This window comes from Larkinella sp. C7, assembly GCF_006149005.1.
Taxonomy (GTDB): Bacteria; Bacteroidota; Bacteroidia; order Cytophagales; family Spirosomataceae; genus Larkinella.
The window spans coordinates 90,470-115,079 of the sequence record NZ_VBSL01000001.1; the positions used below are offsets into that span (position 1 = coordinate 90,470).

Below are 24,610 nucleotides of genomic sequence, written 5' to 3' on the forward strand. Positions count from 1 at the left end.
AGTTTGACGAAGCAAAGCGACAAAGCCAATTAATAACATCGGCTTCGTCGCTTGTCTCACCCCTCTACTCCATTATTTAATTTCTACTCACCCCGCAAGCTCGTCACCGGATTCATCAATGCCGCTTTGATGGATTGGAAACTGATGGTGAATAAAGCGACCCCAATCGCCAGCAAACCGGCCAGAACAAACATCCACCATGCGATGGACACCTGGTACTCAAAACTTTGAAGCCACTGGCTCATCGCATACCACGCGACCGGCGCAGCCAGCACCAGGGCGATCAGCACCAGTTTCAGGAAGTCTTTGGAAAGCAGTCCGACGATGCTGCCGATCGACGCGCCCAGCACTTTCCGGACACCAATCTCCTTGGTCCGCTGTTCGGCGGTAAACGTAGCGAGGCCAAATAGACCCAAACAGGCCACGAAAATGGTCAAACCGGCAAATACCCCCAGAATCTGACCAATTTTCTGCTCGGCTTTGTAGGTATCATTGAATCGTTCGTCCAGAAACGAGTAGGAAAAAGGCTGTTCGGGTTTGAAAACATCCCACTGATTTTTCAGGCTGGCCAGTAAACCGGTCACGTCCTTGGTTTTTATTTTCACGATCATCGTTCCGGCGCCTTTTCCCAACACCATCACGAGGGGCGAAATGCGCTCGTGGAAGGATTTGAAGTGGAAATCTTTTACCACACCAATCACCCGATACGTGCCTTTGTTGCCCTCATTGTTCATATTGGTGATCGTCCGGTTCAGGGCATTTCCCTTCCAGCCCAACTGAGCCGCTGCGGTTTCGTTGATGATGACCGCCGACGAATCCGTTCCGAAATCGCTGGAAAAATTCCGGCCTGCCGCCATCTCCATCCCCAGCGCCGGAATGTAATTGACATCGACATCGTACCGCAGCGTCTTTACAAACTGCGTGGTCTGGTTATCGGGGTAAACCATAAAGTTGTTGTTGTACGACGGCCCCGCCGGTAAATAACCGGACGAACTGACCGTCGCCACGCGCGGGTCCCGGAGCAATTCGTCCCGAAACACCTCCTGATTTTTCCCCAATGCCCAGGCGTCCGGTAAAATCAGTACCTGGTCTTTGTTGTAGCCCAGTTTCTTGTTTTGAATGTAGCTCAATTGCTGATACACAATCGTAGTGCCGATCATCAAGGTGATGGAAATGAAAAACTGGACGACCACCAGCCCACTGCGTAATCCAATGCTCTTTTTGCCGGACGTAAACCGGCCTTTCAACACCGCAACCGGTTTGAACGATGCCAGGAAAAAAGCCGGGTAACTGCCCGCCAGAACACCAACCAACAGGCCGAACAGCAAAATACCGGGCAACAGCGTAGGAATCGCATCAAGCTGCAAGCTTAAATTCTTGCCAGACAAGCTGTTAAACAGTGGCAGCGCAGCAAACGCAAACAGACCGGCCAGCACCAGCGCAATGAACGACAACAGCATCGATTCCAGCAAAAACTGCCAGACCAACTCTTTCTTCTGAGAACCCATCACCTTCCGAACGCCCACCTCCCGCGCTCGTTTGGACGCACTCGCCGTCGAGAGATTCATAAAATTGATGCAGGCAATGAGCAGCATGATGAGCGCGACGGCTCCGAAAATATAGACGTATTTGATATCACCGTTATTCCCCAGGTCGTAGGCAAAATCCGAATGCAGGTGAATGTCCATCAACGGTTGCAGGTATAGGCCCAGGTCGTTGCCGCCCTTGCGGAACTCGGACAGGCTCACGCCCATCGCTTGTTTTAACTGCGGCCCCATGTATTTTTCGACGGTTTGGGGCAGTTTCGCTTCCAGTTGTTTGTAATCGTAACCCTCCGGGAGCACCAGATACGTAAAAAACTCCGAAATCATCCAGGACGGCGACTTCGCGTCTTCGAAACTAGCCATCGAAGCAAACAGATCGAAATGAAAGTGCGAATTCGCCGGTATTTTCTCCATGACCCCGGTAACTTTAAAAACCGCAGATGCGTTTTTGAACGCGAGGGTTTTGCCAATGGGGTCCGTTTTTCCAAAATATTTAGCCGCCAGTTGTTCCGAAATCACGACGGTATTCGGTTCCACCAGGGCGGTTTTGGCGTCACCTTTCCGGAAAGGCAGCGTGAAAACCTGAAAGAAATTGGCGTCCGCAAAAGCCATCTGGTCACCGGTATATTTCTGATCGCCCAGCACCACCGTTGGTGACCCCGCCTGCCGCAAACGGGTGGATTCCAGCACCTCCGGATAATCCGCCTTGAGGACCTGTGCCGTTGGTGGCATCACGTGCGATTCGTTCATTTTTCCACCCTGAACCGTCCCCCGGAAGATGACGCGAACGATCCGATCCGCTTTTTCGTGATACCGGTCAAAGTTCAACTCATCCAGCACATACAGGCTGATGAGCAGACAGGACGCCAGACCAAACGCCAGACCGACAATATTGATGGCCGAAAAGGCGCGGTTGCGGGCCAGATTCCGCCAGGCAATTTTGAAGTAGTTACGAATCATAACAGGTAGAATTGAAGCAGTGGTAAACAAGATCGGTCAAATCTGATGCCAGTTCGTCAAAAAGCCCATTTCAAAGCCGCAGGAGCACTTTTTAAAAGGAGTACCAACAGAATTTGTCCCATTGCGGACACAGAACGTCCCGATGCGGACAGGTTATCGGGCCGTTGGTCTGAAGACAAAGAAGATGCGGTTAACCGCCGATGGTGGACATGGATTCCGTAACCGGACCGCGTTCGTGCTCGGCTTCGAAGCCGTTTTTCGGGCGGTGGGCGAAGGCTTTGAGGAAAGCGGCTGTCAGGTCGGCGTCGGTTGCGCCCGCCCGGAGCAACGCCCGAACATCGAGCACGCCATTGTCGTACAGACAGGTTTTGAGCGTTCCCTGCGCGGTCAGACGAATGCGGTTGCAGGTGCCGCAGAACGTGCGGGTAAAGGCGGCAATGATGCCAAGGGTTCCCTGATATCCGGGAATCCGGTAGGTGGCAGCGGTCGAAAACGGCGAATCCTGCTGGCGTTCCAGGCCGGGATAAAGGGTTTGTAATTCCTGGAGAATGCGCCGGTGCGTCCAGTTCAAAACCGGGTAGTGGCTCCCCTCGCCATTGAACGGCATTTCTTCGATAAATCGTACTTCCACGGGATGGTCGCGGGTGAGTTCGGCCAGGAGCGGCAGGTCTTCAATGTTCTTCCCTTCCATCACCACCGCATTCAGCTTCACCGGAATCCTGTTTTCCAGCAAGGCGTTGAGCGTTCCCCGCACGGCAGGGAGTTCGTCGCGCCGGGTGATTTGCCGAAACCGTTCCCGGTCGAGGGTGTCAATGCTGAGGTTGACGGAGCCGATGCCCAGCCGCACCAGTTCCGGCACGAGCGGTTCGGTCAGCACGCCGTTGGTCGTAATGTTCAGTTCTTCAATGCCTTCGGTGGCTTTCAGTCGCCAGAGGAAATCCATCAGCCCGTTTCTGACGAACGGTTCTCCGCCGGTAATCCGGACTTTCGACACGCCCAGCCGGGCCAGCACCCGCACCAGCCGTTCCATCTCCTCATACGTCAGCAACTGGCTCTTCGGCAGGTACTTAATGCCCTCTTCCGGCATACAGTAAAAGCACCGCAGGTTGCAGCGATCGGTGACGGCCAGACGAAGATAGGTGATGGGGCGATTATGGTTATCGAAAATCATGGTAAGCAAGTTACAAAAAACAAGGCGAAAAAATTTCATTGCTGGCTGTAACCTTCCCAACTTCCCGCAGTTTCCACACCCAATTAGACCAACTCGAAACACACACCCGGTTGAAATCGCTGACGGACAACTCACTCATGCTGCAGGTGAAGGACGGCAATCTGGAAAAGATGGGCCTGCTCTTCGAGCGGTATCACCGCGCCCTGTTCGGTTTCCTGTATCACATGACCGGGCAGACCGATGCGAGCGAGGATCTGGTGCAGAACGTGTTTTACCGGATGCTGAAATACCGCCACACGTTCACCGGCGACGGCGAGTTCCGAACGTGGATGTATCACCTGGCCCGCAATGTGCTGGCCGATCACGTCCGGAAAAACAAGCACACGGTGCACCATTACGACGTGGCTGATTTTGTCGAGAAAATTGGCGGTGGCCCTTCGGCGGATGAATCGATGCAGAAAGAACAGGAGCTGGCCTCCCTGCACGATGCCCTGCGAAAACTGAGTCCCGACAACCGTGAAGTCCTGATTTTAAGTCGTTTTCAGGAGCTGAAATACGAAGAAATTGCCCGGATTCTGGACACGACCGAAGGAGCCGTAAAGGTTCGTGTTCACCGGGCCATGAATGAATTGAAACGCGTGTATTTAAAAGCCTAAAACCGTGATTTTTAGAGATCACGAACGGGAACCATACAACCATGAACTGTGAAAGCGCAAAGGAACAATTGATCGATCTGTTGAGCCATCAGCTTCCGGCCACCGAACGGGCCGCCGTTGAAGCCCACCTGGCACACTGCCCGGAATGCCAGACGGAACTGGCCGGAACCCGCCAGCTCTGGCTGGCGATGGGCAACGTGCCGGTACCGGAACCCGGCGAGAAAGTTCGCGCCCGGTTTTACGCCCTGCTGGAAACGGTCCAGATCGAAGAGGCTAAAAAACGCCGTCGCTCGTGGAAGAGCATCCAGCGCCGGATTCGGCGGTTTTTGACGCCCGAACTCGCCATTCGGGTGGCCTACAGTCTGTCGCTGGTGCTGGTCGGGCTGGCGGGCGGCTACTGGCTGAGTGCGAAAAAAGCACCGGTTTACGAGCAGCAAATCAGTGATTTAGGTGCTCAGGTGCAGCAGATGCGGCAGACGGTTTTGCTGTCACTGCTCGAAAACGCTTCGGCTACCGAGCGGCTTCGGGCGGTGGAATACACCAAAGACATCGAGCAGGTGGATGCGCAGGTGGTCGAAGCGCTGCTGAGTACACTCAACAACGACTCGAATGTAAACGTCCGGCTGGTGACGCTGGAAGCCCTGGCCCAACTCGCGGCTGATCCCAAAGTTCGGGAAGGGCTGGTGCATTCGATTGTCCAACAGGATTCGCCCCTGGTGCAATCCGCACTGGCCGACGTGATGGTGAAACTCCAGGAAAAACGATCGCTCAAACCGCTTCGGCAACTGCTCCGGCAGGAAAACCTCAACGACTTCGTCAAGGTAAAAATCGAACAGACCATCAAGGATTTGAGCTAGAAGAGAAAAGAGGATAGACAAGAGAGGATAGACTTGTCACTCGATCCGCGTTTTCCTCCCTCTCACTTCTTTATGCTCTGCTCTCATCTCTTTATTCTCACGTCTTTACTCTTATATTCTCACCTCTATAATCTGTACCAATATGAAACCATTTATCTCCCTCCTGCTGGTGGGACTGGGGCTTTCCTGTGTCGCTGCATCGGCCCAAACCCTGGAGTTTAAGGACCACATCAGCAAGGAATTTACCCTGTCGAAAGACGCCGGCAGCAGCACGCTGGCCATCTACAACATCAGCGGTTTTATTAAGGTGGAAGGTTATTCAGGCACCAAAATAGTGCTGGAAGTTGACCGGAGCATTCGGGCCAAAACCAGTGAGTTACTGGAACAGGGCAAGAAAGAATTCCTGCTCCAGTTCGATCAGGATGCCGACAGCGTCATTGCCTACATTGCCCAGCCCTATGATTCGCGTCCCAACCGAAACAACTGGAAAGATGGCACCAACCACCGGCGGATCGATTACAAATACGACCTCAATTTTACCGTAAAAGTCCCCTACTCCATGAACCTGCACGTATCGACGGTGAACGGTGGCGATGTAACGGTGAAAGACGTCAGCGGTTCTTTATTTGCCCACAACGTCAACGGAGCCGTTACATTAACCAACATCAAAGGAGCCACCGACGCCCGGACGATCAATGGCAATGTGGAAGCCAATTACCTGGTCAGTCCGCCCGAGAAATCGAAGTATTACACGTTGAACGGCGACATCAAGATCAGTTATCCGGCCAGTTTGTCCGCTGACCTGAGCTTCAAAAGTTTTCAGGGCGACTTCTACACCGATTTTCCCAATGCCGAAATCCTGCCCGTCAAAGTGACCAAAACACAGGAAAAGCGGGGGGATGGGACGGTTTACAAGCTCAACAAGGATACGTCCATCCGAATCGGAAACGGCGGCAAAACGCTCCAGTTCGAGACGTTCAACGGCAATGTATACATCAAAAAACAATCGTAACGACAGGTCTTTCTTCGCTTGTCTCAGCTCTCTATTCCAGTAAAACAATCTGAAAAATATGAAAACGAATCGCATTCTGGTCGCCCTGTTTATGCTTGTTTCCTTAGCAGAAATCCAACCACTGCTGGCCCAAAGTGACATCAAGGAACAACTCACCATACCGCTGACCGACCCCAACAAACCGGGTTCCCTGCACGTTGGCATCATCAACGGCTCCATTCACGTCGTTGGGTATGCCGGAAAAGAAGTCGTGGTGGACGCCGTGGCAGAAGCGAATACCGGCAGGAAGAAAGAAGAAAAACCCGACGAACTCGCCAACGGCATGAAGCGGATTTCGACCCGGGGTGGGCTCGATTTAAGCGCTACGGAGAAAAATAATAAAATTGAGTTAAGTTCTGGAACCGTCAAACGGGCCGTTACGCTGAACATCAAAGTTCCCCAGCAGTTTTCGCTCAAAGTCAGCACGATCAATCATGGTGATATTGTCATTGAGAATGTCAACGGCGAACTGGAGGTCAATAATGTCAACGGACCCATTCAATTGACAAACATTACCGGTTCTGCCGTGGCCAATACGGTCAATGGGAACCTGAAAGCGGTTTTTCGCGGAGTCACGTCAGACGTTCCCATGGCCTTTTCCACCCTCAACGGCAATGTTGACGTCACCTTTCCGGCCAATGCCAAATTTGATGTAAAGCTCAAATCCGACCGGGGCGAAATCTTCAGCGACTTCGATGTGGACGTGGACAAAAGCCAGCCCAAAGCCAGCCGAAGCAGCAAAGACGGCATGTACAAAGTGAGCATCGACGACTGGGTTCAGGGGAAAGTGAACGGCGGGGGCCGCGAGGTGATGATGAAAAACATGCACGGCAACATCTACATCCGGAAAGCGAAATAAACCGTTTCTGCAACCATTTCGACCCGAAGCCAGTTGTCTTGAAAACCTATTTTGTCACCGCCGAACCCCGGCGGTGACTTATTTTTTAGCATGGACAAACTGTATACGGCGAAAGCCACCGCAACCGGAGGCCGCAACGGCCACGTAAAATCACACGATGGAGCATTGGAAGTCGATGTCCGCGTACCGAAAGAAATGGGTGGGCCGAGCGGCACCTACCTCAACCCGGAAACCTTGTTTGCCGCCGGGTATGCGGCCTGTTTCGATAGTGCGCTGAGTTTAATCATCCGCACGCAGAAAGTTGAAGCGGGTCAGACCAGCGTCACGGCTCAGGTCAGTATCGGAAAAAATGAAGACGGCGGATTTGGACTAGCCGTTGTGCTGGAAGTTCAGATTCCGGGCGTAGAGCGTTCCAAAGCGGAAGAATTGGTTGAAAAAGCACATCAGGTCTGCCCCTATTCCAATGCCACCCGCGGGAATATTCAGGTCGATTTGAAAATTGTAGATTAACTTTCTGAAGAATTTTAACTATCGAATGTCGAATGATCAATGTAAAATTTTTGCCAATCCGACACTTTTACATTGATCATTCGACATTCGATAGTTATCATTCCTTTCTAAAGCGCTTTCTTATCGTTTAAAAGCATAAGCGAATTCCGCACCAGGTGTCAGCAACACCGCTTCCCGCTGGCGCTCTTCCACAACCGCTTCGGAGGGAGCCAGCGCACCGTCGACAATGGCACCGGCAATGGCGACGGAAACCGCAATCACCAGCGCCGGCCAGAACCCGACAATGGTGAAACTACCCATCATTTTATCGATCAGCTTCAGCAGAATGGCCGTTACCACAATCCGCACAATGCCGGTTAAGAAAAAGAGCGTCACCAGGTTGAGCGGAAAGCGAATGATCCAGCCGACCAGGAAATTGAGCGCGGCCAGGATAACCGCTATCAGCAGGGCAGTGCCGAAGCTTTTTACATCCACTTGGGGCATGATGTAAGCCAATCCGAAAATCACGGCGGCATCGAGTAACAAGTGCAAAATCAGATTCATACGAATGTGCGAAAAGTTGAAAATAAACTCTAAACACTTTCTTTTGCCGCTTGTTCAAACCGTAACGTAATTTTCCTGCCCGCCATGAGAAACCCATTCCGATCCATCAGCCTATTCCTTCTGTTCACAACTTCCCTTTGCGTATTTGCTTTTGGTCAGCAACCCGCTTCGACTACCGATTCGCCCAAAGGGGTGTATCAGTACCGAAAAGCAGCTTACGACGGCATCGGAAAAACCTACCTGGGTCGGGAAATTTCGCAGGTCATGGGCCATTTGGGAGCCGCCTGGCTCGAACGCCCGGAGCGCGAACAGGAAGAACGCACCGATCTGTTGCTGGACGCCCTGAACCTGAAACCGACCGATGTCGTCGCCGATGTGGGAGCCGGAACCGGGTACTTTACCTTTCTGATGGCGCCGAAAGTTCCCAAAGGCAAAATCCTGGCGGTCGACATTGAAAATGAAATGATCAACGACCTGAACACCACCAAAAAGAAGAAAGGAATTACCAACGTCGAGCCGGTTTTAGGAACGATTACAGACCCTAAACTCCCCGCCAACGGCATCGATATGGCGCTGATGATCGACGCCTACCACGAGTTTTCGCACCCCCGCGAAATGATGACGAACATCGTCCGGGCGCTCAAACCGGGTGGCCGTGTGGTGCTGGTCGAATACCGCGCCGAAGACCCGAACGTGCCCATTAAACCCCACCACAAAATGAGCATCGCCCAGGCCACGAAGGAAATGAAAACCGTCGGCTTGCGGCTGAAAAGCGTCTATACCAAACTGCCCCAGCAACACGTGATGATATTTCAGAAGTAAAGCCATTAAAGAATGACAAATAATAAATGATGAATATTAAATGTAAAAACCTTGCCAGTCCAGCACTTTTACATTTAATATTCATCATTTATTATTAATCATTTTCAAAAAGAGATGAAGTAATCCTTTCGATACCTCATTCAAACAACCCGTCTCTACAACCCGTTACTCCTTCGAAGTAATCTGGTTTTCCTGTGTCATCAACAACGCCTGCGGTTTCATCTTCTTCTCCCAATAAATGGATTATTCTGGGCACGATCATGTTCGGAACGTTCATGTCGACGCTCGACAGCAGCATCGTAAACATTGCCCTGCCCACCATCCGGCGGGAACTGGGCGCGGGCGACAGCGTCGAGTGGATCGTGCTTTGTTACCTCCTGACCACCACCAGCACGCTGCTCATCATGGGAAAACTGTCCGACTGGGTGGGCCGGCGAACGCTTTACATCACCGGTTTTTGCGTGTTTGTGCTGGGCTCTCTGCTTTGCGGGCTGGCCTGGAACCTGTGGTCGCTGGTGGGGTTTCGGGTGGTTCAGGGACTGGGAGCATCCATGATTTTCGCTGTCGGCCCGGCCATCATCGGCGACACCTTTGCTCCGCAGGAACGCGGTCAGGCAATGGGGCTGATGGGTTCCATTGTGGCCGCCGGGTCCAGTGCGGGGCCGGTCATCGGCGGTTTTCTGCTGGGTAAATTCGGCTGGTCGAGCATTTTCTTTGTGAACGTACCGATCGGTTTACTGGCCATCTGGCGGGCGTGGACCATCCTGCCGGAAAGCCCGAAGGTGACCGGTCAACGGTTCGATCTGGTGGGCGCGGGGCTGTTTCTGTTCGGCGTCATCTCCCTGCTCACCGGTCTGGATTTCGGGCCGGAACCGCTCTATGGCTGGGATCATCCGCTCGTGGTCACGCTCCTGTCAATCGGCACGGTTTTGCTGGTGTTGTTTCTGCTTTGGGAAATGCGGGTGCGGGAGCCGATGCTGCAACTGAGTCTGTTCCGCATCCGGCCCTACACAGCCGCCATTCTCGCAGCCTTTTGCGGTTTTCTGGCGTCGGGCGGCAATCTGTTTGTCATTCCTTTTTTCCTGCAACAACTCCTGGGACTACCTCCCGAACGCGCCGGGCTGATTTTGCTGGCGGGTCCTTTGACCCTCAGCCTGGTGGCTCCGCTGGGCGGGTATCTTTCCAGCCGGATCAGCACGCGCTGGTTGTCCAGTTTCGGGTTACTGATCACGGCGGGCGGTTATATTGCGTTTTCATTTCTGGCCGTCGACTGGACCTGGCAGGATGTTATCTGGCGGAGTTCGCTGGTGAGTCTGGGTTTTGGCCTTTTTCAGTCACCCAACAGCAGCAGCGCCCTCAACGCGGCACCCGTCGCCCAGCGTGGCATTGCCAGCAGCATGATTGCCTTCATGCGCAACCTGGGATTTGTTGTTGGTATTGCCATCGCTGCCGCCGTTTGGTACAGCACCCGCAACCGCTGGGCGCTGGCCAACGATGCCTCCCCCGAATCGACGGCGGCCCAACTGCTCGGAATGCATTACGCCTACCTGACGATGAGCGGTTTAGTACTGACGGGTGCGCTCATTTCCTTCACGCGTGGCAGGACGACTCCGCCCGTTTCCAATCCGGTTCAACTGGAAAATACGATTTCGAAGCCTTGAGAACGCATCCGCCCAGGTTAACATTGTATATTTTTTGGAGAAAATGCTGGCGATTACCGGTATACAGACAGGGTAAATTTGTACTGTTCCCAAGTCCTGCTGTATGAACCACCGCTACGCCAAACATTTTCTTTCCCCTGTTCTCTTCTTCTTCCCAGGCACCGCATCAGTCATTGCGCAGGAAACCGGTAAAAAAGTCACCATCGTTACGCCGGTTTCGGCCCATGCCCGGATCACCTTTGGGGTCGAAAAATTGAAGCAGACGCTGGCCAAAGCTGGTTATCAAACTATGCTTGGCAAGGGTGTGCCTTTGAAAGACAATCAACAGATTGTCATCGGGTTATGGAATAAAAAGAACATCGACTGCTGTTTGAGTAACACAAAATAGCAACGAAAGCCGGTCTTCTCCGCCGGGCCATTAGTCCAGCGGAATACGCCCGGCGTTTTGCTCCAGCCAGGCATCAAACGACTGTAATTCGGGGTTCAACTCCCGGGAGTAGGTTACATCCCGAACCTGGTTGCAAACGTCGTCAAAATCACGGTAGAACTGGAACATGTTGCCCATATCATCGGCCCCCGGAAAGCCAAAGCCCCGGTATACCTCCGGCGTTACGTAGTTGTAGATGACCTCCTGCCCAATCGCTTTGGAGAGTTTCGCAGCCATTTCCTGACCCGTCAGTTGATCTCCCGCCACCCCAATGGTCTTCCCAACGAATGCCGTACCTCCCTTGAAGATGGCGTAAGCGGTTTTGCCAATATCTTCGGAAGCCACACCGGCCATCTTCTTGTCGGCCATCGGCAAGGTCAGGTACAGCCTGTTATCTGGCCCCTTTTTAGGACCGGCTCCGAAATAGATGAAGTTTTCCCAATAAAAAGAAGCCCGGAGGAAAGTAGTCGGTACGCCTAAGTCGGTAAAGAATTGGTCGGCTTCGCCTTTCGCATCAAAATGCGGCACTTTGTATTTGCCTTGAAGGGTTGGCATCCGGTCATCGTCCAGGGGAATCCACTCGCGGGTATCTTCCAGCGTCGACCAGATCACGTGCTTCAGCCCGGCCTGTTTAGCCGCCTGGGCCATGCTGCGTGCTTCATTGTATTCCCGCTCCGGCGAAAAATGCGCCCAGAAAAAGGTTACAAAAAAGGCTCCATAGGCTCCCTCCAGGGCCTGGCGCAGGCTTTGCTCATCATCAATGTCAGCCACAACCACCTCGGCTCCCAACTGAGCCAGTTCCTTCGCTTTATCCGAGCTGGTGTCCCGCGTAATGGCCCGGACGGCAAACTCACTGTTTTTATCATGGAGAATGGCTCTGGCAAGTCCGCCCCCCTGGGCACCGGTAGCGCCGAAAATGGCAATAATCTTTTTCTCGGACATGAGTATTTTTGAGTTTAGGCGTTAAAAAACAGAACGTTCCGTACCGAATGGAACAGAGCCCCCAAGTTAGGACAATAGTAGATACGTTGTCAACAACGGCACCTATTTTGCGCCACCGGCCGGCAAAGAATTCAAAGGCTACCACGCCAACCTGTACTGGTGCCGGTTTGAAATGTTGGGCCAACCCTTTACGGTGGCGACCGAAAACGAAGATGTTGTTTTCCGGCTGTTTACGCCCACCGGGAAAACCGATCAGTGGCACAAGCTTTATCAGTACCGCCGTTTAATCCAAATACAAACCGGCTTCACCCCTACTCGACCCGTTCGGAAACAGTCCGTGAACTTTCGGTTGAGTTGAATCAATCCGTATCTTCGTGACGACGAGCGTCTTTCCTTCTTTATTTTTGTATGTCCGGCGAGGCAGTACTGTTTATTTACCTGGGTTCGGTGGGGTCCATCCTGATCCTGAATGCCGTTCAGTGGAGTTTTTTCCGGGACTGGGTCTACGGTCTGTTTACCCTGCAAACCCTGATCTGGTTCTCCCATTCGGTCTTCAACCGACTCTCCGGCGAAGACATTCCCCTGAGCGAATCGCAAAACATGGCGGTTTATGTGGCCGAGCATGGCCTGAGCCGCATCCTTTATCTGGGGCTGGTGTATGGTCTTTTCAATAGGATGCAGGCTCCGCTCCGGCCAACGCGCGGGCTGCGGTGGGGGCAACTCGGGCTGGGAGTATTTCTGGTGGTGGAAGTCGGTATGATGTTGCTGGATGAACACTGGCACGTGTCGCCACCGGGGCGGTTTTTGACGATCATTTACTTCGGTTTACTAATGAGTACCAGCCTGGTGGGTGCCTGGATTGCGTCTCGCCGGCGCGATGCGGTGGGCGGTCTTTTCATTATCGGCAGTGTCATGCTGCTGGTCAACGAGGGCAACAACCTGTTTTATTATACCGGTTATCCCTTGCCGCTGTCAACGGCCCCCGCTGATGTTCAGGTACACATCCGGATTCTGGGGGCCAGCCGTATCCTGCAACTGCTTTGTTTTTCGCTGTGTCTGGTGTTTCGCCAGCGGCAGCTAGCCGTGGCCGAAGCCGTCGAGCAAACGCGCCGGGCCGAGCAACTGATTCAGCAACGGCTGGAAACTGAACTGGCCGTTCGGCGGCTGGAGCAGGAAAAAACCGATGTTCAGCTTCGGGCGTTGCAGGCGCAGGTAAACCCCCATTTTTTGTTCAACAGCCTCAACTCACTGTCGTCGCTGATCGACGAGCAACCGCAGCGGGCCAGTCAGTTTGTCGACCAGTTGAGTCAGGTGTACCGGTATCTGCTGAAAGCCAATGAGCAATCCCTGACGACGCTGGAAAGTGAACTCGGTTTCATTCGGTCGTATGCCCACTTGCTTAAAACCCGGTACGGTGCGGGCTTGACGGTAGCCGTACAGATTGATCCGGCCTACTCGTCGTGGCTGCTGCCCTCGCTGACGCTTCAGTTGCTGGTCGAGAACGCCGTCAAGCACAATGTGATTCTGGTTACAAAGCCGTTGCGAATCGACATTCTCACGGATGAGTCGGGATATCTGGTGCTGAAAAACAACCTCCAGCGCAAACGGACGTCGGTTCTTTCCAACGGGGTCGGCCTTTCGACCATTCTGGCGCAGTACCAGAAACTCAACCAGTCTACGCCCGAGGTCAGTGACGCCGAAAACACATTTACCGTTCGGATTCCTCTGATTAATCCCATTACGGAAACCGTTCAGCCGGTTCGGCCCTGAGCTTCGCGCTTTTCCTAAACCGGTTTTCTTACAGGAGTTTATCCGGCGTAATTGGCAGTTCCCGGATGCGTTTGCCAGTGGCATTAAAAACCGCATTGGCCACGGCCGCAGCCACGCCAACAATGCCGACTTCCCCGATTCCCTTCACACCCAGCGCATTGGAAGCCCGGTCGTCTTCCCGAATAAAAATCGCTTCCATTGCCCCAATATCCAGGTTAGCCGGAACGTGATAATCCCCGAACGAGCGGGTGACAAAATTCCCCCAGCGCGGATCGACCACCGACTCTTCGGTTAGCGCCATCCCGATTCCCCAGACATTGCCGCCGATGATCTGGGAGCGGGCGGTTTTGGGATTCAGGATTTTACCGGCACCGGTTACGGCCAGAAAACGCGTCACCCGCACCATGCCGGTGGCAATGTCGACCCGTACTTCGGCAAAATTGGCATTGAAACTGTGGGAAGAATATTGATCGGCATTGGCGGGCGGTTTGGCATCGACCCGGGTCTGGTAATCGGCTACGTTTTCGGACACCATCAATTGCGCAGCCGTCGGGCGGACAAAGAACTGTTTGCCGGATTTGGCAATCAGTTCATCCGTTAGTTTTACGCAGGCATCATGCACGGCATTGGCATAACTGGACGCTCCTACCGACCCCACCGAACCGGCGGCTGGCGGCAAATCCGAGTCGCCGAGCTTTACGGTAATTTGATTCAGCGGCAAACCCAGGGCATCGGCCGCCGTTTGGGCCAGAATCGTGTGCGTTCCCGTGCCCAGATCCGCAGCCGCCAGTTCAACGCGGGCCGTGATGGCATTGCCTTTGCGGTTGAGTGTCACCCGCGCCGAACTCGGCCGTTGGTGGGCCGGGTAAGTGCCGCAGGCGACGCCATAGCCGATGAGAAAATTGCCCTGCTGGTTCTGGCGGGGTTCGGCCTTGCGTTTTTCCCAGCCGAAGGCTTTGGCTCCTTCCTGCAAACACTGCACCGTCGTGCGTGACGACCAGGGCTTGCCATTGGACGGATCGCGCGTTGGCTCGTTTTTCAGCCGCAATTCAATGGGGTCCATTTTGAGCTGGTGCGCCAGTTCGTCCATAGCCGACTCCAGCGCAAAACTACCCGTCGATTTTCCCGGACCGCGCGTATAGGTCGGCAGAATCAGATTCATCGGAACGACCCGGTAGGTAATCAGCGAGTTGGGAACCTCGTACATGATTTTCGAACAGTCGCCACACGGTTCCACAAACTCGTTTTCGATGGCACAATGCGTGGTCGTTTCGTGGGCGAGTGCCGTCAGCTTACCGTCTTTGGTGGCTGCCAGACTCACTTTCTGGTGGTTTTGTTGCCGCAAGCCCACCGAATTCACCATTTGCTGGCGGGTCAGCGCGAGCTTGACCGGACGGTTCACCGCTTTGGCCGCCACCGCCGTCAGCACCAGATTGGCCCATTGACCGCCCTTCGATCCAAAACCCCCGCCGATGTACGGGGAAACGATCCGGACATTTTCCGGTTTGATATTGAGCGTGGCAGCAGCCGCATTTTGGGCGCCGTTTACGATCTGCGAACTGTTGTAGAGAACCACGTTATCACCCTGCCATTCAGCAATCGTGGAATGGGGTTCCAGCGGGTGGTGGTGTTCGATGGGCGTTCCATAGACCGCTTCCACCTTGAATTCTGCGTTCTGGAGGGCCGCTCTGGCATCGCCCCGTTTTGCGTCGGCCTTCTCTTTGTCTTTTGGCAAAGCCGCTTCTTTTGAAAGTTTTTCAAAATCAACCCTGGCTTTGCTCTGGTCGTATTCCACCTTCACCAGACGGGCCGCGTACCGGGCCTGTTCGTAGGTTTCCGCCACCACCAGACCGATGTGCTGTCCGTGAAACTCAATTTTCGGGCTTTGCAGCAATGCTCCGCCCCGAATACCGCCCTCAACGTTGAGCTTCGGCGCATTTTTATGGGTAATCACGGCCAACACACCGGGCGACTTTTCCGCCGGACCGGTGTCAATCGAGCGGATCGTTCCGGCGGCAATCGTGCTTTTAAAAAGGACGGCGTAGGCGATGTTCTTCACCGGGTAATCAGTCGCATAGGCGGCTTTTCCCGTCACTTTCAAAATCCCGTCGATGCGACTGACCGGCGTACCGGTCACTTTGTTTTTCTCCTGCATGAAATTGATTCAGTATACGATCAGGACCGGTTTCCGGTTAAGGCTACTTGCAACGCCCGGACGATGCTCCGCTTGCCGAGTTCCACCTTAAACGCATTGTGTTCCAATGGTTTCGCATCCGCCATTTCGACTTCGGCGGCCCGTTTAAAATTCGCTTCGGTGGCTTCCTGACCCACCAGGAGTTGTTCGGCTTTCAATGCCCGCCAGGGCTTGTGGGCCACTCCACCCAGGGCGATCCGGGCCTGTACGACCCGGTTGCCGTCCATCTCCAGCGCGGCCGCCACCGAAATCAGGGCAAAGGCATACGAAGACCGGTCGCGGACTTTCAGGTAATAAGACTTTTCGGCAAAGCGGTTTTTCGGCAGCTCAATGGCCGTGATCAGTTCGCCCGGGCTGAGGTTCGTGTCGATTTCGGGCCGGTCTTCCGGCAGACGGTGAAAATCCGCCAATGTGATGATTCGCTCCGGTCCGCTGGCACTGCGGACTTTGACGACGGCATCGAGCGCAGCCAGCGCAACGGCCATGTCCGATGGATGAACGGCAACGCATTTTTCGGACCAACCGAAGATGGCGTGCATCCGGTTGATACCTTCGCGGGCACCACAGCCCGGCTGCCCACCCGGCTCGCGTTTGTTGCAGGGCATGGCCACATCGTAGAAATAGGGGCAGCGGGTTCGTTGCAGGAGATTGCCGCCGTTGGTAGCCATGTTCCGAATCTGCCCGGATGCCCCCGCCAGAATCGCCTGTGCGAGTAGCGGATAGTTTTGGCGGATCAACGGATGATTGGCCGCGTCGGTATTTTTCCCCAGCGCCCCAATACTAATACCGCCTTTATTCACGCCATCGGTGAGCGGTTTGATCTGGGCAAGGCTGAGCCGGGTGATGTCGATCAGCTCTTCGGGCCGCTCAACATCTTCCTTCATCAGGTCCAGCAGGTTGGTTCCACCCGCCAGAAACCGGGCGTTGGGTTTTCCGGCCACACTGTTGGTTGCCGAAGAGATATCAGAAACGGTCGTAAATTTAAAAGGTCTCATGGGTGCGGGGTTTGTCCGATTAGCCGATCAACTGCCAGGTTTGTTCCACCGGTTTCCCGCTGTGTACTTCCTGAATGGCAGCCACAATGTTGGGATACGCGCCACAGCGGCACAGATTCCCCGACATCCGCTCCCGGATTTCTTCGTTGGAAAGCTGAACCGGCCCCGGTTTGGTGCGAATCGATTCCGTGACGTAACTGGCTTCTCCCTTTTTGGCTTCATCGAGCAGGGCCACCGCCGAGCAAATTTGCCCTGGCGTACAGAAACCGCACTGAAAACCGTCATGTTTGAGGAAAGCAGTCTGCATCGGGTGGAGACGATCCGGCGTTCCGGCCGTTCCGCTGGCCAAGCCTTCGATGGTTTGCACTGACCGGCCTTCGCAGGTTGCGGCCAGGGTCAGGCAGGACAACACCCGGCGTCCGTCCACAATCACCGTGCAGGCACCGCATTGGCCGTGGTCACAGCCCTTTTTAGAGCCGGTGAGTTCCAGCCGTTCGCGGAGCGTATCAAGCAGCGTCATCCGGGAATCCACCGTCAGCTTTCGGGCCGTCCCGTTGACTTTGAAAGAGACCGCAACCCCGTTTTCGATGGCTGCGGACGAAAGCTCATCCGGCAGTGGGCCGCCCGGCGACCTAGTGAAAACCTGCTCGGCAACGGCTGACTGCCAGGCCAGAATGCCGCCACCGGCCAGTCCCATCAGTTTCAAAAAATGACGCCGGTTGACGCCGGTATCGAGGATTTCGTCCAGATCTTCCGGCATCAGATCTTCGAACAGTTTCTTTTCGTCCTCGGTCAGGTCCGGGGCGTTGTGGTCTTCCATCATGGAATGTTCTGGAAATAAAGAGTCCCTATACACTCCTAACCCGGAATCCGGTTGAAAGTTTATAGGGAATCCCGGAAAACGTTGAACGTTCCAAACCAGTCGGGCGGGAGCGGTTTACCCCAGAAATCCGACCAGGTTTTCCACCATCACCGGCGAGCCGATGTAGAGCGGAGTACGCTGGTGAAAACTATCCGGTTTGATATCGAGAATGGATTGCTGGCCGGTGGTGGCGACGCAGCCGGTCATTTCGGCCAGAAAAGCCAGCGGAAAGGCTTCATACAGCAGCCGGAGTTTGCCATCGGGGTTCTTTCGGGTCGGCGGATAGAGGTAAATACCGCCTTTGAGCAGATTTCGGTGGAAATCGGCCACGAGCGAGCCGATGTAGCGGGCGGTGTATTTTTTCCGGCGGCACGCGGTCAGGTAGTCCTGCACACCCGGTTCGTAATCGTCCAGATTGCCGTCGTTGCACGAATAAATTTGCCCATCGGCCGGACTGTGAATGTCGGGGTGCGACAAAATAAACTCACCCAGCGACGCATCGTAGGTGAATCCGTTGGCATTGTGGCCGGTGCTGTAGACCAGAATGGTCGAAGAACCGTAGAGAATGTAACCAGCCGCTACCTGCCGGCGACCGCCCTGCAAAAAATCCGCCATCGTGGGTTGTGTGCCGATGGGCGTCACGCGCCGGTAAATGGAAAAAATGGTACCGATCGACACATTGACGTCGATGTTGGAGGAGCCGTCGAGCGGGTCCATCGCCACGACGTATTTGGCGTGGTTGTTCCCGGTATAAATAATCTCTTCCTCTTCCTCCGAAATGATGGCGCAGGCTTCGCCCCCGTTTTTCAGGGCGCGGCTGAACCGGATGTTGGCAATCATGTCGAGTTTCTGCTGGCTTTCGCCCTGTACGTTCTGAATGCCCATGCCGCCGGTGAGGTCGATCAAACCCGCCCGGTTGACTTCACGATGGATGATTTTGCCGGCCAGGGCAATGTCGCGTAACAATTGCGAGAGTTCCCCCGTCGCGTACGGGAAAGCTGTTTGCCGGTGCATGATGTACCGATCCAGGGTTACCCCAACGGGCAACGCCAACGGATGCGAAGCCGTTATTTCCATCTGCTGAACATTCATAATCGTCGAGAATCGTTATAGGTGAATTGCTTGTTTCCAGAGAAAATCGATTGGTTGACCCATGCCGTCGACGCAAAACAAAAATTAGCTTTTTCGCAGAAAGGGCCCAAACCAGAAATTGGCTACGCAGGTGAGATTATTACGCTAAGGTTAGGCAGGATGTTTTTTATTTTAAAATTTTACCGCATATTTATTCACGCAATCGTTACCGGGAACGTTGCCAGAAATTGATTCCTTCGGAGAAGTGCTGGGTTATTTTTTGAATTTTACCAATAAAGCGCCTTGGACACCATAACCATCAAAGACATTGCCCGCGCCTTAAATCTCTCGACCTCGACGGTATCGCGGGCGTTGCGGGACAGCTACGAGATCAACGCCGAAACCAAGCGGCTGGTCGTCGAGTATGCCGAGAGGTTACAGTACCGCCCCAATCCCATTGCGCTGAGCCTGAAAGAAAACCGCAGCCGGGTCATCGGCGTCGTGGTTCCCCAGATTGCCAACCTCTTTTTCTCGCAGGTCATCAACGGCATCGAAGCCGTCGCCTACAACCGGGGCTATCACGTTAGCATTTTTCAAAGTCACGAATCCTACGAACGGGAGCTGGCCACGGTGCAGCAGGTGGTAGCCCGAAAGGCCGACGGCCTGCTCATTTCGCTCTCCAGCAACACCTGCAACGTCGCGTATCTGCGTCAGCTTCAGGAGAAAAAACTACCCATTGTGTTGTTCGACCGGGTGTCGAAAGACCTGGAGGTACCGAGTGTAACGGCGGATAATTTTGCGGGTGCCTATGCCGCCACGGAACACCTGATCCAGTCGGGACGTCGGCGGATTGCGCACGTCGCCATTCCGGCCACGATCTCCATTGCGCAGGAAAGGCTGGCGGGATACCGGGCGGCACTGGAACACTACGGCATTCCGTATGAGGAGAAGCTGGTGCGACACGCCGGTTTTGGTCCGAACGAGGTGGACCCCATTGTCGATGATCTGCTGCATCAACAACCGGACGCGTTTTTTGCGGCCAGTGACCGGCTCGCCATCGGCTGTCTGACGGCCCTGAAAAAACGAAACGTTCTGATTCCAGGACAAATAGCCCTGATCGGTTTTACCAACATCACCGTTGCTGATTTGCTGGACCCGCCCATGACAACCGTCGAGCAACCGGCCCAGGAAATCGGTCAGGTGGCCGCCGGACGACTGATCGACCTGATCGAAGGAAAACCCCAGCACCTTACTGCCGACGCCGTGAAAATTCCCACCCGGCTCGTGATCCGGGCGTCAACGAAAGCGGGGGCAAACTAATCAATTATTCCCCGGACCACCCGGACGGCCACCGCCGGGGAACCGTCCCCCTCCTCCGCCACCATTGCGCCAGTTCTGGCCGTCGGGCCGGTCGGTGCCGCGCGCCGGAGAGGCCGAGGCTTTAAACTGGCGCAGGTTGTAGGTAAAGGTCAGCATGAAATACCGTTGCAGCACCTGCGCCCGGCTGTTCTCTACGTACGTATCGGTTTGCGTTACATTCAAACTATTGTTCTGCTTCAGCAAGTCAAAAACCGACAACCGCAATTCGCCCCGCTGGTCTTTCAGGAATTTCTTGCCGACAGCGGCATTCCAGAGTGTATACTGCTGGTTCACACTGCCATTGAAACCGGTATATTTCTGGTTCGAAATGTCGGACTGCAACACCAGACCCGGCCCGAATATCCAGTTGATGCGGCCACTCAGTACCTGAAAATAATATTGGTTGTTGTTCTGTTCCTGAAGCGAATATTTCACATCGTTGAAGTTACCCGAATACGAAAACGAGAAGTCCAGCTTCTGGCTGATGTTGCTGCTCAGGTTGACGCCCTGCGACCAGGTGGTTGTGCTGGCGTTGTTGATCTGGTTGTTGATCAGACTCGGCGACGTTCCGTAGCTGTTTCCGGCGTTGATGCTGATGTTACTCTTGATGAATTTGAGCGGGGTGCTGTAGGTAACAAACGTGCGAAGGTTCCACAAACCGCTCAGGTTGACCGGGCGGGTCAATTGAACGCCCTGCCCCAGCGTCGTGCCGTCGGGCAGGGTAGCGGTTCCGTTGCTGATCAGGGTAGAGGTCCCGATGTAGTCGTTGGTTGAACCCATGTTGATAAACACAAACAGGCTGCGGCCTTTGACCGGTTTGGTGAGTTGATACCGAACCGACACGTTATGGCTATACGACTGCTTCAAATCCGGATTTCCCGTGGTCAGAAACAGCGGATTGGAGTTGTCGAGCACATTCTGGAGCTGCGTGACCCCCGGCGCCTGCGTGTTGGTGCGGTAAAATAGCCGGACGCGGCTGTCGGTCGACAGTTTCAGATCCAGCATCGCCGACGGCAGCAGGTTGTTGAAATGCGCCCGAACGTCGTTGTTGATCGGGAATGTCTGGTCGCTGAGCAGATCCGCCCGCTGGTAGTTCAGGTTGACGTTCAGCCCCATTTTCGGTGACCGGTAATTGTAGCCCACCCCCGCCTGGTTGGTAAAATAATCGTTCTGAAACGTATTCGACAACAGCGAATCCAGTTGGTCGTAGCGCTGCGTGGCCGGATTGTAGCGGTTGGTACGCCGGGTCGCATCACTATAGCGGTAGGTCGTCGTATAATTGATCTGCAACTGGCTCAGCTTGCTCAGCGGTTCCGTAAAAGCCGCGTTGAGCGAATACTGATAACTCGGTGTATGGTTGGTCGTTAACTGATCAATGCGCTGATCCGGAGTTCTTCCCGTAAAATATTCATTCAGCGACAACTGCGAATTGTCCCGGTCCTGCGTGCTGATCTGGGTGCCGAAATTCAGGGAAAGCGACCGCCCGCGTTTGGCAAACCGGTGCCGGAACAGAATGTTGTTGCTGAAATTGAACGCCCTGGTTCGGCTGATGTTGTCGGTATTGCTCCGGTTCAGCAACAGGCTGTCGGGCGGCAAAACCGGATTGAAGTTGTTGCCCAGCGTCTGGTTTTGGGAGGTACTGTCGCCGGCCAGGTACGTGATGCCCTGCGTACTGCTCGACGAACTGTTGTTTTGCCACCGCAGCCGGGGCGTAATCAGCAGCGAGTTGTTGGAATTGATCGTGTATTCGAGCCGGAAATCCAGCCGGTGGTTGTAGTTTTCGCTGCGGGTGTTGCTGTTTTCCAGGTAATTCTGGCTCGCATTTTCACTCAGCGTATACCGCCGAAAAACCGTCTGGGAGTTGGCGTTGTTGCTGTTGTTGAAAAAATAACTTCCCCGAATGGTGACGTGCTTGCCCCAGTCGTCGGAAAAATTGAGCCCGATGGAGTTCGTTTTGTTGATTCCACTCTGCTGACCCACCAGAAAGCTGTCGTTGCCACCACCTCCTCCTCCGCCACCGCGGTTGCCACCACCGCCCCGGTTGCCACCCCGGCCACCGCCACCACCTCCTCCGCCACTGTTGCTGCTGGCAACGCCGGTCAAATCCTGCGAGGAGAAGTTTTGCTGGTTGATGTTGTTGCTCAGGCCAACGATGGAAAACCGCCGGGCACCGTTGAAGAAGTTGACATTTCCCCCCGCTGAATACGTATCGTCCGTTCCGTATCCCGCATACACCCGGCCAAAGACGCCGTTCTGCCGGTCGCCCCGCGTCACGATGTTGATGGTTTTCGAGGTTTGGCCGTCGTTAAAACCGGTAAACTGCGACTGATCGCTCATGCGGTCGAAAATCTCGATTTTATCGACCACTTCGGCTGGCAGGTTGCGGAGGGCAATGCTCGGATCGTCGCCAAAAAAGATCTTCCCATCTACCAAAACCTGCTGCACATCCTCGCCCTGGGCTTTTACGGTTCCGTTTTCCACCGTAATCCCCGGCATTTTCTTGATCAGGTCTTCCGTGGTGGCATCGCGGGTAACTTTAAACGCTTCGGCATTCAACTGGAGCGTATCCCCTTTCTGCTGCGCGGGCGGTATTTGCCCTTTGATCACGACTTCTTTGAGCGTTTTGGCGTCCTCGGTCAGCGTGATGATGCCCAGATTCTGGATAGACTCAGTAATCGTAATCACTTTATCATAATCCGTAAACCCCAGGTAGGTGGCTTTCAGCCGATAAGCTGCCGGATTGAGGTTCATGAAGGTAAAGACGCCACTCGTATCGGTAACGGTATATTGTTTCTGGGTCGTATCCTGCTGCGACGTCAGAATTACCGGCACGCCGATCAGAACGCCGTTGTTGACATCGGCAAATTTTCCGGTCAATTGATTGGTTTGGGCGAACAGCGATGTTCCCGAAATCAGCAAAAGAGCCAAAACCGGAAGCAAACGCAAAAAGCGTAGAGAATTTACCTTCATGGTACAAGTGCGTAAGTGCGGATTTTCACGGGTTTGTCACCGCACGGGAATCCCGGGGCGGTGACAAACGCTGCGAACGACTGAACTGAAAATTTGATGAAGTGTAATCCTGAAACCGGATTACAACAACGACACGTTGTTGTGCTTATTTGTTTGAATTTTACCGGTTTCCACCCCGACGACCGCGCATGGCCCGTTCTTCCTTGAACGTTCCCTTGGCGTCGAAGACCACAATTTTCCGGGTGGTATCAGCCGCCACGACCACATTATAGTTGTCTTCTTTGTCTTTCATGATCCGCCGAACCGTCATGCCGGGGTATTTATCTTTCACATACGCCATCACCGGAGCGGGCAGTGCGCTTTCTTCCACCTGCGTCATTCCCTGCATCTGACCGCGTCCGCCCCCCTGTCCGTTCTGCGCGTTACTTTCGAAAACCGTCATCCCGGCCAGCAGCAGGGCAATGAACATTCCTTTTTTCATGATCGATTGCTGTTTAGTTGTAGTGCTTAGATGTCAATGGCCCCGAAACCCTGCGGGCTGCGGACCAAAAAAGAATTTATTTTTCGGAACGGTCCCGTCGGCTGGAGTCGGAGCGGTGTTTCCCCGACCAGCCCGATCCGCTGAAGGAGCCAAAACCGGGCCGGTCGGCCAGGACTTTCTGTAATTTCTGCCGTTGTTCGGGCGTACACAGGGCGCTCACCTGCTGAAAATGCCGCAAGGTCAGCACGTCCAGCCGAACGCTGTTTTCTTCCAGTTGCCGGGCCCGTTGCGTCAACTGCGCATCGGTCTGCGTCGAATCGTTGACCAGCCGGAAAAACCGCCGGCGTTCCTGCCGCATCGAATCCAGCAACGGCCGGATGGTTTTGAAATGGTTTTGCCGCATGGCCCGGTATTTGGTGCGTTGCTCTTCCGAAAAACCGAGGGTTTTGGAAAGATACGACCGCCCGTCGCCCTCCCGGTGGTGCCGCTGGGAACCCAGCCACATCCAGGTCAGCAAACCGGCGTTGAGCAGCACCAGCGCGATAATGATCCCGATCAGCATTCGAAATCGATTCCGGTCATTCATCGGCGTAAACGGTTTGGTGATCCAGTTGATAATCCTGCACAAAAGCCTCGTAGGTTCCGGCATCGGGTTCCGGCGTGGGCGGGGCGGGGCGGGTTTGCCAGAGTGCCACCGACACGTTAAGCACCACCAGCATGCCGAGCGTTCCGAGGGCGTAGGCCGGGCGTTGCAACCACCACGGCAGACGGACCGATCCTTCCAACTGATCCAGGCGGTTTTTCAACCGGGTATAAAAGAAAGGCCGGGGCTGGGCGGGCTTTAGCTGGCCCAACTTCCGAAACAGGTCTTCCCACTGTTGATCTTCTTCGTTCGTGTTCATGAT

At 54.4% G+C, this 24,610-nt stretch carries 22 protein-coding genes; 10 read left to right on the forward strand and 12 right to left on the reverse strand.

Going from position 1 to position 24,610, the window contains the following annotated elements; all coding sequences use genetic code 11:
• Positions 1 to 83: 83 nt before the first annotated feature.
• Both FH871_RS00365 and moaA read right to left on the reverse strand, forming a co-directional pair.
• A complete protein-coding gene (locus tag FH871_RS00365; RefSeq protein WP_138989371.1) occupies positions 84 to 2,504 on the reverse strand; it encodes an ABC transporter permease in 2,421 nt (806 codons plus the stop codon).
• A gap of 190 nt (positions 2,505 to 2,694) precedes the next feature.
• On the reverse strand, positions 2,695 to 3,675 hold the full coding sequence (gene moaA / locus FH871_RS00370; RefSeq protein ID WP_138989372.1) for a GTP 3',8-cyclase MoaA: 981 nt from the start codon (positions 3,673 to 3,675) through the stop codon (positions 2,695 to 2,697).
• A gap of 137 nt (positions 3,676 to 3,812) precedes the next feature.
• Between moaA and FH871_RS00375 the strand changes: the two genes are divergently transcribed.
• The 5 genes from FH871_RS00375 (at position 3,813) to FH871_RS00395 (ending at position 7,608) form a co-directional block, all read left to right on the forward strand.
• The gene (locus FH871_RS00375) at positions 3,813 to 4,331 is read left to right on the forward strand and encodes an RNA polymerase sigma factor (RefSeq protein WP_138990201.1); all 519 of its coding nucleotides are present in this window, start codon (positions 3,813 to 3,815) and stop codon (positions 4,329 to 4,331) included.
• 41 nt (positions 4,332 to 4,372) lie between these two features.
• Positions 4,373 to 5,188, forward strand: coding sequence for a HEAT repeat domain-containing protein (locus tag FH871_RS00380; RefSeq protein ID WP_138989373.1), 816 nt, complete (start codon positions 4,373 to 4,375; stop codon positions 5,186 to 5,188).
• Between the two features lie 142 nt (positions 5,189 to 5,330).
• Positions 5,331 to 6,200 carry a DUF4097 domain-containing protein gene (locus FH871_RS00385; RefSeq protein WP_138989374.1) on the forward strand — a complete coding sequence of 290 codons (870 nt, stop codon included), beginning with the start codon at positions 5,331 to 5,333 and terminating at the stop codon, positions 6,198 to 6,200.
• 58 nt (positions 6,201 to 6,258) lie between these two features.
• Positions 6,259 to 7,098, forward strand: coding sequence for a DUF4097 family beta strand repeat-containing protein (locus FH871_RS00390; protein WP_138989375.1), 840 nt, complete (start codon positions 6,259 to 6,261; stop codon positions 7,096 to 7,098).
• Between the two features lie 90 nt (positions 7,099 to 7,188).
• Positions 7,189 to 7,608, forward strand: coding sequence for an organic hydroperoxide resistance protein (locus FH871_RS00395; protein ID WP_138989376.1), 420 nt, complete (start codon positions 7,189 to 7,191; stop codon positions 7,606 to 7,608).
• A 120-nt stretch (positions 7,609 to 7,728) separates the two neighbouring features.
• Here FH871_RS00395 and FH871_RS00400 read toward each other — a convergent pair whose 3' ends face one another.
• Positions 7,729 to 8,151, reverse strand: a complete 423-nt coding sequence (locus FH871_RS00400) for a phage holin family protein (RefSeq protein ID WP_138989377.1) — start codon at positions 8,149 to 8,151, stop codon at positions 7,729 to 7,731.
• Between the two features lie 84 nt (positions 8,152 to 8,235).
• Here FH871_RS00400 and FH871_RS00405 point away from each other — a divergent pair, with 84 nt between their 5' ends.
• The 3 genes from FH871_RS00405 to FH871_RS00415 all read left to right on the forward strand — a co-directional run bounded on the left by FH871_RS00405 (position 8,236) and on the right by FH871_RS00415 (position 11,022).
• The gene (locus tag FH871_RS00405) at positions 8,236 to 8,973 is read left to right on the forward strand and encodes a class I SAM-dependent methyltransferase (protein ID WP_138989378.1); all 738 of its coding nucleotides are present in this window, start codon (positions 8,236 to 8,238) and stop codon (positions 8,971 to 8,973) included.
• A 194-nt stretch (positions 8,974 to 9,167) separates the two neighbouring features.
• Positions 9,168 to 10,634: an MFS transporter gene (locus tag FH871_RS00410; protein ID WP_229316890.1), complete on the forward strand. Its 1,467-nt coding sequence runs from the start codon at positions 9,168 to 9,170 to the stop codon at positions 10,632 to 10,634.
• A gap of 103 nt (positions 10,635 to 10,737) precedes the next feature.
• Positions 10,738 to 11,022, forward strand: a complete 285-nt coding sequence (locus FH871_RS00415) for an iron-containing alcohol dehydrogenase (protein ID WP_138989379.1) — start codon at positions 10,738 to 10,740, stop codon at positions 11,020 to 11,022.
• Between the two features lie 30 nt (positions 11,023 to 11,052).
• On the opposite strand, the gene FH871_RS00420 is transcribed toward FH871_RS00415, so the two are convergent.
• Entirely contained in the window at positions 11,053 to 12,003 is a 951-nt protein-coding gene (locus FH871_RS00420) for an NmrA/HSCARG family protein (RefSeq protein WP_138989380.1), read from the reverse strand.
• Between the two features lie 408 nt (positions 12,004 to 12,411).
• Here FH871_RS00420 and FH871_RS00425 point away from each other — a divergent pair, with 408 nt between their 5' ends.
• Positions 12,412 to 13,773, forward strand: coding sequence for a histidine kinase (locus FH871_RS00425; RefSeq protein ID WP_229316891.1), 1,362 nt, complete (start codon positions 12,412 to 12,414; stop codon positions 13,771 to 13,773).
• 28 nt (positions 13,774 to 13,801) lie between these two features.
• Here FH871_RS00425 and FH871_RS00430 read toward each other — a convergent pair whose 3' ends face one another.
• The 4 genes from FH871_RS00430 to fbp all read right to left on the reverse strand — a co-directional run bounded on the left by FH871_RS00430 (position 13,802) and on the right by fbp (position 18,901).
• Entirely contained in the window at positions 13,802 to 15,928 is a 2,127-nt protein-coding gene (locus FH871_RS00430; RefSeq protein WP_138989381.1) for a xanthine dehydrogenase family protein molybdopterin-binding subunit, read from the reverse strand.
• A gap of 20 nt (positions 15,929 to 15,948) precedes the next feature.
• Complete coding sequence (locus tag FH871_RS00435) at positions 15,949 to 16,962, reverse strand: xanthine dehydrogenase family protein subunit M (RefSeq protein WP_138989382.1); 1,014 nt, start codon at positions 16,960 to 16,962, stop codon at positions 15,949 to 15,951.
• Positions 16,963 to 16,981: 19 nt separating this feature from the next.
• Entirely contained in the window at positions 16,982 to 17,782 is an 801-nt protein-coding gene (locus FH871_RS00440; protein ID WP_138990204.1) for a 2Fe-2S iron-sulfur cluster-binding protein, read from the reverse strand.
• Positions 17,783 to 17,899: 117 nt separating this feature from the next.
• A complete protein-coding gene (gene fbp / locus FH871_RS00445; protein WP_138990205.1) occupies positions 17,900 to 18,901 on the reverse strand; it encodes a class 1 fructose-bisphosphatase in 1,002 nt (333 codons plus the stop codon).
• Positions 18,902 to 19,198: 297 nt separating this feature from the next.
• Between fbp and FH871_RS00450 the strand changes: the two genes are divergently transcribed.
• On the forward strand, positions 19,199 to 20,215 hold the full coding sequence (locus FH871_RS00450) for a LacI family DNA-binding transcriptional regulator (protein ID WP_138989383.1): 1,017 nt from the start codon (positions 19,199 to 19,201) through the stop codon (positions 20,213 to 20,215).
• Here FH871_RS00450 and FH871_RS00455 read toward each other — a convergent pair whose 3' ends face one another.
• From FH871_RS00455 to FH871_RS00470, 4 genes are all read right to left on the reverse strand, one after another.
• Complete coding sequence (locus FH871_RS00455; RefSeq protein ID WP_138989384.1) at positions 20,216 to 23,224, reverse strand: outer membrane beta-barrel protein; 3,009 nt, start codon at positions 23,222 to 23,224, stop codon at positions 20,216 to 20,218.
• Between the two features lie 160 nt (positions 23,225 to 23,384).
• Positions 23,385 to 23,705 (reverse strand): hypothetical protein, encoded by a 321-nt coding sequence (locus FH871_RS00460; RefSeq protein ID WP_114405631.1) that lies wholly within the window; start codon positions 23,703 to 23,705, stop codon positions 23,385 to 23,387.
• A 76-nt stretch (positions 23,706 to 23,781) separates the two neighbouring features.
• Positions 23,782 to 24,291, reverse strand: coding sequence for a Spy/CpxP family protein refolding chaperone (locus FH871_RS00465; RefSeq protein WP_171062719.1), 510 nt, complete (start codon positions 24,289 to 24,291; stop codon positions 23,782 to 23,784).
• The gene (locus tag FH871_RS00470) at positions 24,284 to 24,607 is read right to left on the reverse strand and encodes a hypothetical protein (RefSeq protein ID WP_138989386.1); all 324 of its coding nucleotides are present in this window, start codon (positions 24,605 to 24,607) and stop codon (positions 24,284 to 24,286) included. The genes FH871_RS00465 and FH871_RS00470 overlap by 8 nt, the downstream gene beginning before the upstream one ends.
• Positions 24,608 to 24,610: the final 3 nt, after the last annotated feature.

Excerpts from the sequence above, each read along its gene's own strand:
- FH871_RS00365 (WP_138989371.1), bottom strand. The coding sequence starts at position 2,504 with ATGATTCGTAACTACTTCAAAATTGCCTGGCGGAATCTGGCCCGCAAC.
- moaA (WP_138989372.1), bottom strand. The coding sequence starts at position 3,675 with ATGATTTTCGATAACCATAATCGCCCCATCACCTATCTTCGTCTGGCC.
- FH871_RS00375 (WP_138990201.1), top strand. The coding sequence starts at position 3,813 with ATGCTGCAGGTGAAGGACGGCAATCTGGAAAAGATGGGCCTGCTCTTC.
- FH871_RS00380 (WP_138989373.1), top strand. The coding sequence starts at position 4,373 with ATGAACTGTGAAAGCGCAAAGGAACAATTGATCGATCTGTTGAGCCAT.
- FH871_RS00385 (WP_138989374.1), top strand. The coding sequence starts at position 5,331 with ATGAAACCATTTATCTCCCTCCTGCTGGTGGGACTGGGGCTTTCCTGT.
- FH871_RS00390 (WP_138989375.1), top strand. The coding sequence starts at position 6,259 with ATGAAAACGAATCGCATTCTGGTCGCCCTGTTTATGCTTGTTTCCTTA.
- FH871_RS00395 (WP_138989376.1), top strand. The coding sequence starts at position 7,189 with ATGGACAAACTGTATACGGCGAAAGCCACCGCAACCGGAGGCCGCAAC.
- FH871_RS00400 (WP_138989377.1), bottom strand. The coding sequence starts at position 8,151 with ATGAATCTGATTTTGCACTTGTTACTCGATGCCGCCGTGATTTTCGGA.
- FH871_RS00405 (WP_138989378.1), top strand. The coding sequence starts at position 8,236 with ATGAGAAACCCATTCCGATCCATCAGCCTATTCCTTCTGTTCACAACT.
- FH871_RS00415 (WP_138989379.1), top strand. The coding sequence starts at position 10,738 with ATGAACCACCGCTACGCCAAACATTTTCTTTCCCCTGTTCTCTTCTTC.
- FH871_RS00420 (WP_138989380.1), bottom strand. The coding sequence starts at position 12,003 with ATGTCCGAGAAAAAGATTATTGCCATTTTCGGCGCTACCGGTGCCCAG.
- FH871_RS00425 (WP_229316891.1), top strand. The coding sequence starts at position 12,412 with ATGTCCGGCGAGGCAGTACTGTTTATTTACCTGGGTTCGGTGGGGTCC.
- FH871_RS00430 (WP_138989381.1), bottom strand. The coding sequence starts at position 15,928 with ATGCAGGAGAAAAACAAAGTGACCGGTACGCCGGTCAGTCGCATCGAC.
- FH871_RS00435 (WP_138989382.1), bottom strand. The coding sequence starts at position 16,962 with ATGAGACCTTTTAAATTTACGACCGTTTCTGATATCTCTTCGGCAACC.
- FH871_RS00440 (WP_138990204.1), bottom strand. The coding sequence starts at position 17,782 with ATGGAAGACCACAACGCCCCGGACCTGACCGAGGACGAAAAGAAACTG.
- fbp (WP_138990205.1), bottom strand. The coding sequence starts at position 18,901 with ATGGAAATAACGGCTTCGCATCCGTTGGCGTTGCCCGTTGGGGTAACC.
- FH871_RS00455 (WP_138989384.1), bottom strand. The coding sequence starts at position 23,224 with ATGAAGGTAAATTCTCTACGCTTTTTGCGTTTGCTTCCGGTTTTGGCT.
- FH871_RS00460 (WP_114405631.1), bottom strand. The coding sequence starts at position 23,705 with ATGAAAAAAGGAATGTTCATTGCCCTGCTGCTGGCCGGGATGACGGTT.
- FH871_RS00465 (WP_171062719.1), bottom strand. The coding sequence starts at position 24,291 with ATGAATGACCGGAATCGATTTCGAATGCTGATCGGGATCATTATCGCG.
- FH871_RS00470 (WP_138989386.1), bottom strand. The coding sequence starts at position 24,607 with ATGAACACGAACGAAGAAGATCAACAGTGGGAAGACCTGTTTCGGAAG.